Annotated in this window: 10 protein-coding genes; 8 read left to right on the forward strand and 2 right to left on the reverse strand. The window is 45.8% G+C overall.

Annotated features, from left to right (window positions below):
- The gene (locus tag FHS86_RS00505; protein WP_429409991.1) at positions 1-732 is read left to right on the forward strand and encodes a carboxymuconolactone decarboxylase family protein; all 732 of its coding nucleotides are present in this window, start codon (positions 1-3) and stop codon (positions 730-732) included.
- A gap of 18 nt (positions 733-750) precedes the next feature.
- The gene (locus FHS86_RS00510; protein WP_429409993.1) at positions 751-1,236 is read left to right on the forward strand and encodes a cupin domain-containing protein; all 486 of its coding nucleotides are present in this window, start codon (positions 751-753) and stop codon (positions 1,234-1,236) included.
- A 470-nt stretch (positions 1,237-1,706) separates the two neighbouring features.
- On the opposite strand, the gene FHS86_RS00515 is transcribed toward FHS86_RS00510, so the two are convergent.
- Positions 1,707-2,759: a virulence RhuM family protein gene (locus FHS86_RS00515; RefSeq protein ID WP_429409995.1), complete on the reverse strand. Its 1,053-nt coding sequence runs from the start codon at positions 2,757-2,759 to the stop codon at positions 1,707-1,709.
- A gap of 545 nt (positions 2,760-3,304) precedes the next feature.
- A complete protein-coding gene (locus FHS86_RS00520; protein WP_429409997.1) occupies positions 3,305-4,012 on the reverse strand; it encodes a DNA-binding domain-containing protein in 708 nt (235 codons plus the stop codon).
- A gap of 869 nt (positions 4,013-4,881) precedes the next feature.
- Between FHS86_RS00520 and FHS86_RS00525 the strand changes: the two genes are divergently transcribed.
- From FHS86_RS00525 to FHS86_RS00550, 6 genes are all read left to right on the forward strand, one after another.
- Positions 4,882-6,906, forward strand: coding sequence for a glycoside hydrolase family 53 protein (locus tag FHS86_RS00525; protein ID WP_429409999.1), 2,025 nt, complete (start codon positions 4,882-4,884; stop codon positions 6,904-6,906).
- Between the two features lie 13 nt (positions 6,907-6,919).
- The gene (locus FHS86_RS00530) at positions 6,920-9,355 is read left to right on the forward strand and encodes a glycoside hydrolase family 2 TIM barrel-domain containing protein (protein WP_429410002.1); all 2,436 of its coding nucleotides are present in this window, start codon (positions 6,920-6,922) and stop codon (positions 9,353-9,355) included.
- Positions 9,356-9,456: 101 nt separating this feature from the next.
- The gene (locus FHS86_RS00535; RefSeq protein ID WP_429410004.1) at positions 9,457-11,064 is read left to right on the forward strand and encodes a family 43 glycosylhydrolase; all 1,608 of its coding nucleotides are present in this window, start codon (positions 9,457-9,459) and stop codon (positions 11,062-11,064) included.
- A 38-nt stretch (positions 11,065-11,102) separates the two neighbouring features.
- On the forward strand, positions 11,103-12,095 hold the full coding sequence (locus FHS86_RS00540) for a glycoside hydrolase family 43 protein (protein WP_429410006.1): 993 nt from the start codon (positions 11,103-11,105) through the stop codon (positions 12,093-12,095).
- 15 nt (positions 12,096-12,110) lie between these two features.
- Positions 12,111-13,181, forward strand: coding sequence for a glycoside hydrolase family 43 protein (locus FHS86_RS00545; RefSeq protein ID WP_429410008.1), 1,071 nt, complete (start codon positions 12,111-12,113; stop codon positions 13,179-13,181).
- Between the two features lie 5 nt (positions 13,182-13,186).
- Positions 13,187-14,188 carry a glycoside hydrolase family 43 protein gene (locus FHS86_RS00550; RefSeq protein ID WP_429410010.1) on the forward strand — a complete coding sequence of 334 codons (1,002 nt, stop codon included), beginning with the start codon at positions 13,187-13,189 and terminating at the stop codon, positions 14,186-14,188.
- The last annotated feature ends 213 nt before the right edge of the window (positions 14,189-14,401 follow it).

Genomic DNA, 14,401 nt, shown 5'->3' on the forward strand with positions numbered 1-14,401 from the left:
ATGAGACAAGTCAAGACATTAGGGATCGTTGTATGGATGGTTTGTTCCTTTTTTTCCACAAACCATACATTGGCACAGTCTGGCAATAGTTTTAAGCACCTAAGTAAAAAAGAACAAAGTATTATTGCCATTGCCTCAACAGCAGGGATGGGCCATTTGTCAGAGTTAAAGACGAAATTGCATGCAGGCCTGGATGCCGGATTGACCATCAATGAAATCAAAGAAATCATGGTACACCTGTATGCCTATTGCGGATTTCCCCGCAGTATTCGTGGTTTGCAGACATTAATGGAGGTACTTGATGAGCGAAAGGCAAAAGGAATTGAAGATGAATGGGGTGCCGATGCATCACCAATCAGTGATGAACGAAGTAAATATGACCGGGGAAAAGCAAATTTAGAAGAACTGATCGGGAGGCCGTTAAACGAGCCACAAAGCGCTTATGCTGCCTTTGCTCCAACAATAGAAGTCTTTCTAAAAGAGCATTTATTTGCCGACATTTTCGACCGCGATGTTTTGACCTTTGCAGACCGAGAGTTAGTAAGCATCTCTGTAATAAGCGCTATTGGCGGTGCCGAACCCATGCTTAAAAGTCATTTGGCCATTTGCCTTAATTTAGGTTTCAGCCACCAACAATTGAATGAATTTTTGAGTGTCATCAAATCAACCGTGGGGAAAAAAGAGGCAAAGGCTGCTCAGCTTGTGTTAAATGAAGTGCTTAGCTCCCGATAAATAAAAACCAATTTGATAATGAAGAATAGTTTTAAATACAGCTTGCTATTTTGTGTGATTCTTGTTGCATCGTGCAATATGAAAAATAGCACCAATGAACCCCTTGCGCTAAGCGAACCTTGTTTTCCCAAGGGTGGATTACTAAAAAGTCCGAACTTCACCGGCACCGTTTGGTTGAATATGATGGGAGCCAAAGACACTGCCCTGCATGCCAGTTATGGATATGTAAGCTTTGCACCTGAAGCAAGAACCAACTGGCATTCACATCCGGGAGGGCAAATCCTTTTTATTACTGAAGGAAAGGGTTATTATCAGGCAAAAGGGCAAGCAGCCCAATTGCTGCAAAAAGGCGATTATGTTGAGATCCCTCCCAATGTGGTACATTGGCACGGAGCAGCACCCGATAGTAAATTTGCACACCTCGCAGTGAGTATGAATACCAACCGGGGAGGTGCAGTCTGGCTGGGCGCTGTTACGGAGCAGGAATACAGCTTTGATAACTAAAATGAAATTCTTCGTTAAAACAATATTCAGTAAAAAGCTGGACCGGTATTACATTGGTTCAACAGAATTATCGCCTGAAGAAAGATTATCCCTACACCTATCGAAGCATTATGGAAATTCAAAACCCCGATTAAATCGGGGGCAAAAACTGATGATTGGGAACTCAGGTCCCACATTGAATGCAGCTCAATCTCCCAAGCCAGAAAGTTAGACAACCACCTTATTGAATTTTAGTTTCTTCTTTCAACGAAAAGTCGATCGAATAAATGTACAAATACAAATAAAGTCGTCTGTAAAATTGTATTCCTACACTTATAGTTGTCCGTGAAAATGAAATCCGAAACAAGTCAACCATGAGAAGAAGCGCCTTAAAACAAATTTGATTTCTTTTGAACTTGTAAGTCGGTAGCACGTGAACATTGGTTTCAGGCCATTGACGAGTTAAACCTCATCACAGGGTGAAGGCGGACTTATTTCTTTTTTATATCCCCAATCTGTTTTAGAAACTTATCAAAGTCCGATTCAAACAGCCTGTCCTGCACCACCCTGAATTTTTCATATTCGTTTTCGGCCTTTAGCTTTGCTTCAAGCATTGATATTTTACCGGCATCCCGCAAAATTGGATAGTCAGACAGTTCGAGGAATTTGATCAAAAATATCTCCCAATCCTTCATGTTCATTACCTGACGGTTGATTGCCCTTGTTTCGGCCAAATCGAGATAGGCACTTACAATTCGTTCCAATGCCTTGATATGCTCCTCATTCAGGTAGTTTTTTGCAATGATAACATCGTTTTTTAGTATTTTTCCATCAGGTGCTTGTTTCCATGTTTTTAAGCCCATATTAATTTTCGCTGCATCGGCTTCGGTGTATATTATTTCGGCAGCTGTTTTGCCGGTAATTGCCCAATGAAGTTTATTTTGAACGGTAGCAAAAAACTGTTTTGTGATATCTGCTTTGCTGTCGTAGTCAGCTGAAAGAGAATATATATCGGTTATTTTCTGGTATAACCGGCGTTCGCTCATCCGTATTTCTCGGATACGTTCCAGCATTTCATCGAAATAATCCTGCCCGAAATGTTTTATTTGCTTCAGGCGCTCATCGTCCATGGCAAAGCCTTTGATGATGTATTCGTGTAAAATACCGGTAGCCCATTTTCTAAATTCAACAGCCCGGTGCGAGTTTACACGGTAGCCCACTGAAACAATGGCTTTCAGATTATAGTATTTAACCTCTTTCTCTTGCGTTTTGCCTTCAATGGCTCCGTGTTGAGTGGTGTGTGCAAAATTTGCACATACCACTTTTTCGTCAAGCTCGTCCGATTCAAAAATGTTTTTTAAATGTTTACTGATTACACTCCTATCTTTCTCAAACAGCACAGACAAGGCTTTTTGGGTAAGCCATAATGTTTCGTCCTTAAAAAACACATCGATGTTTACCTTGCCATCGACCGTTTTGAAGATTACAAAGTTGGAGAACTTTTGTAAACCATTGTTGTCATTATGTTTTTCGATGTCTGCCATAGCCATTGATTTATTGCTGTTTCTCATTCCCAAATTATTTTTTTCAGGTACTAAAGTAGGAAAATGATTACTTAATCACTGATGGTATTTATGAAATCATCCTGGAAAGTACTTAGCTCAGCATCTTCAATTCACCTGCAAAGGAGGGGCTACAAACACACAGCCTAAAACTTAAAGAGTAAAGTACGCTTGTATTGTTGCTTTTCATCATTATTACTTTGGCACTTTTCACCAGGTGGCATCGAAGACAATAAGTCAGTACAATAAATCTTACCCCGCAGGGTAAATGCCAAATCCATCACTAAGGGTTTACAACATCCATCACTAAGGGTTTGGTATCCCGGTCGGTAAGGGTTTACAACCTTGGTCGGTAAGGGTTTGGTATCTCAGTCGGTAAGGGTTTTTCATCTCAGTCGGTAAGGGTTTTTTTTATTGTTAAACCGCAAGTAAAAGCCATATCAAAAAAGCAGCATGAACCATTAGCGATTCATGCTGCCTGCTACTGGTCATCGGCTCAATGCCCTCTTCCAGCGTTCATTACTTACTTAAGCTCCACCTGAAACGGTTAAGAGCTTCCGGTGGGTCGTTTCACGAAGTGTTTTGCTTCCGGGATATTTTACCTTCAGCAACAATTCGTACTCTCCGGCTGCCAGTTCGGGGACCATGAAAATGACCTTCGAGGGCTTGTTCATGGCTACCGTACTGACTTTCGTTGCCGTGCCGTCGGTGGCTACCAGCCAGATGCCCTGTTCTTCATCGGTCGCATCAAAAGCAATGCGGCTTCCCTGGATCTCGCCGATGCCCTTCGAGGTGAGCACATCGTTGGTGGTATGGCTCAATACGTCGATGTACTGCTCGATGTAAGGCGACTTGTCGGTCGGGTCGATTTTCTCTGTTTTGATCTCCCTGATCGCGTCGCGAATCAGCAAACCCGGGTTCAGGTTGTATTTCAGCACATGCCGGTTCGGGTCGAAACTGTCGGCCGGACTGCTGAAAACGCCGCTGATGGAAGGCTGGCCGTTGCACAGGGGCAGGTTAATGGAATAACCTTCGGTAATCACGTCGCCAATCACCTGATGAAAGAGGTTAAGCACTGCGTATACATCGGTGCCTGTGAGTGAGGTGCCTCGTCTGAGCATCTCCTTCACCACATCGTCGAGGGTATAGCTCCGGCTGGTATTTACCTGGGCCATGAAATCGGACGGATCGGGTGTCAGATAGTTCTCTGCCAAATAATACTTCAAAGTATTCATAGTGAATAGAATTAAAGTTCAACTGCTTAACAGGAGAAGCATACATGCTTTCCTGCCAGGCTGAATTGATGTAATAACTGTCTTTTTTTGATGAAAGACTTGCCAATTCAGAAGAGCCAGGAGGAGTTTTAGAACTCCTTCGGGAGTTCTGATTTGATAGTGCAGACAGGAAACTGTGAATAAGAACAGTTCCTTCGGGAAGATAACGGCATTCCCCCTTGGAGGAATGAATGCATTGACCTGGCGAATTTTTCGCCTCAATGCTTTAGATGTTGGACATTTTGGCTTTTAATTCATACTTTTGTTCCGTTTACCGGAGCCTGTGTTTGTTCGACGGAAGCTCCGCGTTAGACACTCAATTTTGGGCAAACTGCCTGTTTCGAACCGGCATTTTGCCCTTAATTATTTCTACAACACTCAAGAAGTGTGGCCTGAACCGACCTGGATATAAGTGACTTCAATTTTGGGGGTACAGGCCTGACCTGAATGATTATTTAAGCACATACAAAATAATACAAACTATTTAAAAAGTCAATAGCTTTGCTATTTAAAGGGGCAGGAAATATTGATTTGAGGAAATTTGCCTGTCCTCAATTGTCTGAACATTGGGTAGTGCTTGATTTATGATGGCCCGTACCTGTTGAATTGGCTATTGATTCAGCTTTTAAACTTAAAGCTGGTAGCACCAAAATTAATCAATCAACCCACTTTCGCAAAGCCCTTTTTCCGCTTCCTAATAAATTTGTTGCCTTATTTGTCCAAAATGTACCATCCTGTAAATGAAATACTGCTTAAGTTTGATGACCTTGCTTAAGTAGTCAGCAGCCATTGTTACGGCAAGATTTTAAAGGACCGCTAAACCTATTCCTATGAATTCAAAAAAACACTTAACATCGAAAGGCAAACTGCCAGTCTTCACGCTCCTTCTCCTCTTCTTTTTTGTGATGAACAGTTGTGACCAAAAACCTGTACACAGCATCGGTGCCGACATCTCCTTTGTACCGCAAATGGAAGCACGGGGAAGTATTTACTACGATGAAAACAACAAGGAGAAGGACATCTGTCAAATCATGGCCGACAGCCATTTCGACAACATCCGTTTACGCCTTTTTGTGAACCCCGAAGCAGAAAACGGTTATTCGAAAGAAGGTTTCTGTGGCCTCGAAGAAACAGTTAAAATGGCCCAAAGGATAAAAAGTGCCGGAATGGACTTCACCCTGAACTTTCATTACAGCGACACCTGGGCCGATCCTGACAAGCAATTTAAACCATCGGCATGGGAAGGGCTTAGCGGAAAAGAACTGGAAAAGGCCTTGTACGACTATACCAAAATGGCATTAAGCACTTTTAAAGAGGCAGGTGCTGAGCCGGATATTATTCAGGTGGGAAACGAAATCAGCCACGGCATGGTTTGGCCCGAAGGAAGGGTGCTTGACAATGCCACCGAAGAAAACTGGGCAACACTGATGCGCTTATACAAAGCAGGCCAAAAGGCATGTCGTGAAGTGCTACCTGAAACCCAACTGATGGTTCACCTGGCACTTGGTGGACAGAACACCCTGTGCCGCGAGTTTCTCGACAAGATGAATACCTACGGCGCTGAGTTCGACATCATTGGCCTGTCGTACTACGAACGCTGGCACGAAACCTACAACGATCTGAAATTCAATTTATACGATCTGGCCGAACGATACAACAAGCCGGTTTGTGTGGCCGAATATGGTGCCAATAAGGACAACATCAGGCATATCAACGACATTGTCCGGTCTGTTCCCAATAATTTAGGTTACGGAACCATGGCCTGGGAACCCATACGCGTACTTTTCGACAGGGAAGGGAAACCTTCGGAAGAAATCTTTGACCTATATACAGAAATGCACAGACAGTATTCCAAACCTGCTTTTGAACCCGATGTTGCGCCGCCCTTTGAGCGGACCGTTGATATAGAAAAACCGGTCATTGGTGCCGACATTTCCTTTGTTCCCCAGGAAGAAGCCAGAGGAAAAACTTACTCAGACCAGGGCCTTGAAAAGGACGTGCTTGAAATCTTAAAAGACCACCGGTTCAACTGGGTTCGCTTACGCTTATTTGTCGATCCCGATGCTGAAAATGGTTATTCACGGGGTGGTGAAGGCTATTGCGGTTTGGAAAAGACACTTGCTATGGCCAAAAGGGTAAAAGCCTCGGGGATGAAGTTCCTGCTCGACTTCCACTACAGTGATACCTGGGCCGACCCGGGTAAACAATTTACCCCATCGGCATGGAAGGAGCTGCATGGCTCGGCCCTCGAAGGCAAAATTTACAGCTACACCAACGAAACCCTACAACGCTTTATCGACGAAGGCGTACGGCCCGATATGGTTCAGGTTGGAAACGAAATTAACAACGGCATGCTTTGGCCCATCGGTAAACTTCCCGATGGAAAAGAGAAAGTGAATTCAACAGAAGAAATGGAAAGCTTTTGCGTGCTTTTGCGTTGTGCCAGTGCAGCAGTGCGGGCTGCCGATCCCGACATTACCGTGATGGTGCACATTGCCTGCGGCGGGCAAAACCCCGAATCGGTGGCTTTCTTCGACAAAATTATCAGCCGCGATGTGAAATTCGACGTCATTGGCCAGTCGTACTACCCCGAATACCACGGCACCCTCGAAGACCTCGAAGCGAACCTCAACGACCTGGTTAAACGCTACAACAAACCCATCTTTGTGGTTGAATACCACGAAAACAGAAAAGAAATTAACGACATCGTTCGGAACATCCCCAATGGAATGGGACTGGGAACGTTTATCTGGGAGCCAACATCGCCCCGTTGGGGAGGCTTGTTCGATCGCGACGGAGCTACCAACAAGCACATCGATATTTATCCTGCATTTTACGAACAGTACAACAACTAATCAAGCATAAGACATGAAGAAACTTCTAACACTCATTTTCATTTTCACCGGCATGGTGGTATTTGCCCAGCAAAGCAAGAGCCGTGTCATTACCAACTTCGATGCCAACTGGAAGTTTGCCCTGGGCGATTTTCCCCAAGCCTCAAATTCAGCATTTGACGATGCTGCCTGGCGCAGCCTGAGTGTGCCCCACGACTGGAGCATTGAGCTCGAAAACGACAGGGATGCACCCGGCGGCGGGAACATTGGCTTTTTCCCCACCGGAATTGGCTGGTACCGCAAAACATTCGATGTAGCAAAATTTAATCCCGACAAGAAATATTCCATTGAGTTCGATGGCGTACACATGAACAGTGAGCTGTGGTTAAACGGTGAATACCTGGGCAAACGTCCTTACGGATACTCCAGTTTCTCGTACGATTTGAGCGGATTGCTCAAAAGCAAAGGCAACGTGCTTGCTGTTCGGGTGGATAATTCGGAACAGCCCAATTCGCGTTGGTACACCGGTTCGGGCATCTACAGGCATGTGCGCCTGGTGGAAACCAATCCACTGCATTTTGAAAAATGGAGTGTCTTTTATTACACCAAATCCATTGAAAACGAAAGCGCCATTCTTCATGTTGAAGCATCGGTGGTGAACGAAAACCAGCATGCCGTGCAGGAGGTGGCCATCCGGCATGCCCTGCTCGACACGGAAGGAAATGAAGTCGCTTTTGTCACCACATCGATTCCTGTCAATGCCAAAAGTACGATGAAGGCAGAACAAGAGATGAAGGTAGCTGCTCCCCTGCTGTGGTCGGTTGAATCGCCCAATTTGTACACCCTCCAATCGGTGATACTGGTCGACGGCAAAGAAAGCGACTGTGTATTCAATACCCTGGGCATTCGCACCATTGAATACCACGTAGACAAGGGCTTTTTACTGAATGGCAAGCAGGTAAAAATGAAAGGTGTTAACCTGCACCACGACGGTGGTCCGGTTGGTGCTGCCGTTCCCGAAAGGGTTTGGGAACGCCGCCTCGAAATATTGAAAGAAGGTGGCTGTAATGCCATCCGTACCGCCCACAATCCAATGGCTCCTGAGTTTTACGAGCTCTGCAATCAACTGGGTTTCCTGGTGATGGACGAAGCCTTTGACGAATGGATTCATGGCAAGCGCGACTTTAGCTACCAACGCTATTTCAAAGAATGGCACCTGGAAGACCTGAAAGCCATGGTATACCGCGACAGAAACCATCCTTCGGTGGTGATGTGGAGCATTGGCAACGAGGTGCCCGACCAGTCATCGAAAGAAGGACCCGAACTGGCCCGCAAAATGATTGACCTTTGCAAAGCGGCCGATCCAACCAGATTGGTTACTGCCGGAAACGACCGGATCGCGGCTGATGATAGTCCTGCATCGGAAGCCTACCTCGCCGAATTTGAAAACGAAATTGTAGGCTACAACTATCCCGACCGCTGGCATGAGCGCAGGGAGTTGTACTATCACCACGACAAACAGCAACATCCCGGGCGCAGGGTAGTGGCCACCGAATCGACCGGCATGGGTGGTGTGCGCGGAGCCTACTTCCTTGGCAGAAACCCTGAAAAAATACAGGCCGCCTACGCTCAGGGACGCCCCATTGATGTGGAGCAACGCTGGAAATTTACGATGCTCTACGATTACGTGATCGGAGATTTCATGTGGACCGGCATCGATTACTACGGCGAGTCGTGGCGCTGGCCATCCCGCGGAGCTTCTTCGGGATACCTTGACAATTGTGGCTTTAAAAAAGACGGCTACTATTTCTTTAAAAGTATCTGGACCGAAGATCCCACCCTGCACCTTCTACCTCACTGGAATCTCGAAGGCAGGGAAGGCCAGATTGTTCCTGTTATTTGTTACACCAACTGCGATTCGGTGGAGTTGTTCCTAAATGGAAAATCGTACGGTGAAAAGTTTTTGGAATTTCCACGCAAAGGCAATAATGAGCAATGGAATCAACCCGAGGACGGGAAAGTACATACTTCGACCGGCGATCTGCACCTTTCGTGGGATGTGCCTTATGAACCCGGCGAACTGGTTGCCAAAGGAAAGAAGGACGGGAAAGAATATACCTGTCGCCTGGTAACAGCCGGTGAGCCTGCTCAAATCCGTCTGTCCTCCGACCGTGAAGTGATCAAGGCCGATCCCACCGATGTAGCCCATCTTACTGTAGAAATACTCGACAAAGATGGCAACATGGTTCCTACAGCCGGCAACCTCGTCCGCTTTGAGGTGGAGGGAGCAACCATTATAGGTGTTGAAAGTGGCAACATGAGCGATTTGTCATCGCCCAAGGCCAAAGAACGTAAAGCGTTTAACGGCTTGTGCCTGGCCATTATCCAATCTGAAAAGCCTGGAACAATAAGTGTAAAGGCAGTTTCTGACGGTTTAAAAAGTGCGGTTATAAACATCGAAGCCAAATAAGAACATGCACTGCCTGATTGGGATATTCGAATTAAAAAAATAACTTTAAGAAGCAATAAGTCATCAGTAGCAACAAACCATTAAAACAACAATTTTACACGATGAGCACTACGCAAGGCTTTATTAAATTCATTTTACTTGTATTATTAATTGCGCTTACAGGAAGCAGGGAAAGCGCTGCACAGTTTCAAAACATCAAAAACGATCGTTTCTGGGATACCCGCGACGGCCAGCCCATTTATAGTCAGGGCGGTGGTATTTTCAAATTTGCAGATCCCCAAACAGGAGAAGAAAAATACTACTGGTATGGTGTGCATTACAAACAAGCCGAAATGTACAGAAAGGACCCGTCGGTTACGCAGGAAAGAAATAATTTCGAAGGTGTAAGCTGTTACACGTCAAGCGATTTAGTCAACTGGGAGTTTGAAGCCAATGTGTTAACTCCCGGGGAAGTATTTGGAGACACGGGCCAGCGCCGGGGCTGGCTGGGACGCATGGGCGTGGCCTGGGTAGAAGAAGCAAAGCAATATGTGCTGATCATTCAATACAATTCCAGTGTACTTTTTGCAACTGCCGATACTCCTTTAGGACCATTCAAAAAGCAGCACAGAAAAGATATGACAAGCTGGATTGGTACACCCAACACCGGAGATCAGACGGTATTTACCGACGAAGACAGCGGCAAATCGTACCTCGTTTACAGTTACGGTCGGGGGAGAAATAAAATTTACCTGTCCGAAATCGGGATGAAAAATGACACCATTACCTTGTTGGATTATAAACAGGTTTTCAGAGGTGCCGGCCGCGAGGGCAACTGCATGTTCAAATACAAAGGCAAATATTACCTGGCTGCTTCTCAACTTTATGGCTGGGATGGCTCCAATGCTTACTATCTTAAAGCCGACGATATTTGGGGCCCTTACCTGCCCGAAAACGACATGCAGATTTTCCCGGGTGCTGAAGACGATTATGCCCATATTTCTCAAACCGGCTTCTTTGTTACTGTTCGCGGTACCCAACAGGAAACAGTCATCTTTTGTGGCGACCGCTGGGCCAATTTTGCCGGGAACGGACTGGGCTACAACCAATGGTGCCCCTTATCGTTCGATGGTGACGAACCTTACTTTAATTCGTTGAATTCGTGGAACCTGAATGCAGCAAGCGGCGAATGGCAGGTAGCCGACGACAACAACTGGGTGAAAAATCCCAGTTTCGAAGCCGACCGAAAACAAATGCCAAGCCCGGTAAAACCGGTACAAACCAGGCTGCTGGGATGGGAAACGACCGTAATCGAAGGAACAGAAATCTCGCTCGACTCCCTTTCGCCAGTACTCAACCATGCCAATACACAGGAAGAGCGAAAGCTGGTAATTGGCGAGCGCAGCCTGAACATGAGCGACCGCGTGGACTTTGTAAGAAAAGTATCTCAAAAAATCGGCTCCTCACCCTACGTGCGCTTCGAAAATGGTTCGTATACACTGACCGCGAAAGTTAGAAGCAGCGGAGGCTTCAATCAACTCGAAATGTACGCGAAATCAGGAGATAAACATTTCGAGGTAGATGTGAAAGAAGCAAACGAAAACTGGACCACCATCAGCATTGACAACATAAAAGTTGAAAACAATGAAGTTGAAATTGGCTTCCTGTCCGATGGAAAAGCCGGTGCTTTTTGTCTGGTCGACGATGTTTCATTGCTTAAAAGCAAATAGAGGAAAAAAAGTTTTTATTCATTTTTAATGATTCAGCGATGCATCACACAATTAGGAAATCATTCACAATTTTGGCAGGCCTGCTTAGCATTTTATATGGCTACTCCCAACCCAATATTATCAATAGCTGGGAGGCAAAAGGCAACCCGGTAGTTACCCACAAATACACCTGCGATCCTGCTGCACTGGTTCATAACGATACCCTTTTTATTTTCACCGGACAAGATGCCAGAGGAGGCCTGAAGTTTTACGAAATTAAAAACTGGTGCTGCTTTGCCACCACCGACATGAAAAATTTTATTGAATACGACATTCCGCTGTTTGCTAATGATTTTAAATGGAACAGCGGTGAGTTTGCCTATGCAGGCCATGTAATCGAACGGAACGGAAAATTTTACTGGTATGTAAGCACCAACACCTCGGGCATAGGCGTTGCGGTGGCCGACCGCCCTCAGGGGCCTTACAAAGATGTATTGGGCAAACCACTGCTGACCAACGAAAACAGTCCGGGCAAAACACATAGCTGGCGTACCATCGATCCGGCCGCTTTTATCGACGACGATGGTCAGGCATGGTTGTATTGGGGAAATGGTGCCTGCTGGGCGGTGAAGTTAAATGAAGACATGATATCGTACGATACCGACTATGGCGTAAAAATCATTGAAATAGAAGGCGATATGGAGTTTCCCTTTACCGAGGCACCCTGGGTGCATAAAAAGGACGGCCTCTACCTGATGTCGTTTGCCATTGGCTTTCCCGAACGCATCGCTTTTGCGGTGAGTGATAAAGCGGATGGGCCCTACACCTACAAAGGCATCATCAACGAAATTGCAGGGAACAGCAACACCAACCATCAGTCGATCGTCGAATACAAGGGCAGCTGGTACTTTATTTACCACAACGGGGGCATCCAGACCGATGGTGGAAGTTACAGCCGCAGCATGTGTATCGACCAACTGGATTTTGATGAAAACGGGATGTATCAACCAGTTCTGATGACAACTAAAGGCGTCGAAAAGATTGATCAATAACAACAAATCAAAAATATGAATACACGACTACTGAATTTCAGCCGACTATTATTTTTAATCGTTGTATTGTTTACAGCAGTGGCCTGCAATCCAACAAAAAAGGCACAGGACGAAAAAATGGAAGCCTACCTGTTGGTTTATTTTACCGACCCCACGCATAGCCTGTTTATGGCACTCAGTACCGATGGTTATACTTTTACCGATGTGAACAATGCACAGCCCATCGTGGCGGGTGATACCATTGCCAGTCAGAAGGGGATTCGTGACCCGCACATTTCAAGAGGTCCCGATGGTGCCTTTTATGTGGTGATGACCGATCTTCACCTTTTTGCCAAACAACTGGGGTATCGCGAAACGACCTGGGAAAGGCCACAGGAAAAATACGACTGGGGAAACAACCGTGGTTTTGTGCTGATGAAATCGTACGATCTGATTAACTGGACACACAGTAATTTCCTTTTCGATGAAGCTTTTGAGGGCTACGAAGAGATGGGTTGTGCCTGGGCGCCCCAAACCATCTATGACCCGGAGGAAGATAAAATGATGATCTATTTTACCATGCGCATGGAGCACGGACTTACCAAATTGTATTATGCCTACACCGACGATGATTTCACCAAACTCATCACTCAACCCAAATCGTTGTTCGAATACCCCGATTCAAGCATACAGATTTTGGATGCCGACATCACGCCTCTGCCCGACGGGCGCTATTGCATGATGTACGTGGCACAGGAAAGACCGGGAGGCATCAAAATGGCCTTCTCCGACTATATCAACAAAGATTATCAATACGAAGCAGCATGGGTTGACAAGGAACCGGGAGCCTGTGAAGCACCCAATGTTTGGAAACGCATCGACAGCGAGCAATATGTTTTGATGTATGATGTTTTCAGCATTCAGCCCCACAACTTTGGCTTTGTCGAGACGACTGACTTTGTAAACTTTACAGACCTGGGGCACTTTAATGCGGGAACAATGAAAACCACCAATTTCACTTCTCCCAAACACGGAGCCATCATTCAGTTAACGAAAAAAGAAGCCCAAAGGCTGGCTGAACATTATCAAATGAAACTACAATTCTGATTATTATGAGACTTCTGACAACCTTATTCATGCTGCTAAGCGTTACAGCCATCTTTGCCCAGGGCTGGAAACCGGAAATTAAAGAAAACATTCCGCTGGATTCCATCCGCTTGAGCGACCCCGCCATTCTGGCCGATAAAAGTACTTCGACCTATTACATGACCGGAACCGGTGGCCTGTTATGGAAAAGTAAAGACCTGGCCAAATGGACAGGCCCTTACGTGGTTACCAAAACCGATCCCGATTCGTGGATGGGTCCTCGCCCCATGATTTGGGCAGCCGAATTGCATCAGTACAAAGACAAATACTATTATTTCGCCACTTTCACCAACCGCGATGTAGTAATCGATTCGGTAAAAGGAAATGCGATTCACCGTCGCGCCAGCCATATTCTGGTAAGCGATCGACCCGATGGCCCCTATGTTCCCATGGAAGATGAAACCTATTTGCCTGCCGACCTGCCTACTTTAGATGGCACCTTTTGGGTCGATGCCGATGGTAAACCCTACATGGTTTATTGCGGCGAATGGTTGATCAACTGGAACGGCACCATGGAAAAAATTGAATTGAAACCCGACTTAAGTGGTACCACCGGAAAAAGGAAAATACTGTTTTTTGCTTACGATTCACCCTGGAGCAAGGAAGAAGAAAATGGCCGTGTGATCCCCAACAAGGTGACCGACGGACCCTATCTGTTCAAAACCCAAACAGGAAAATTGGGAATGATTTGGACCAGCTGGGTTTTCAGCGACTATGTGCAGGGGGTGGCCTATTCCGAAAGTGGCACATTGGATGGCCCGTGGATTCAGGAAAAAGATCCGATTACACCACCCAACTTCGGGCACGGTATGTTGTTCCGCACCTTTGAGGGAAAACTGCTGATGTCGGCGCATAGTCACAAGGACGTAAATGGCCGCTATGTGCGCATACCGCACCTGTTTGAAGTGGATGATTCGGGCGATCAAATCGTCGTGAAAGGACGGTATCAACCTTCATTGAAAAACTAAAATCATGTAAACTAAATTTCCCCATACCCAATTATGCGGTTGAACAGGCTGAGGGCTATGGTAAAACATTGGACCAATGGTTTGAACGCACCGACTTTGCACAAGACAATTAAATCAATGCTGAAAAGAGACGATACGGAAGAGGTATCGTCTCTTCTTTACATTGATATTTAAAAAATTGAGAATAGAAACTTTTATGGCAGGTTCGGGATC

The organism is Roseimarinus sediminis (assembly GCF_050433125.1).
GTDB lineage: Bacteria > Bacteroidota > Bacteroidia > Bacteroidales > Prolixibacteraceae > Roseimarinus > Roseimarinus sediminis.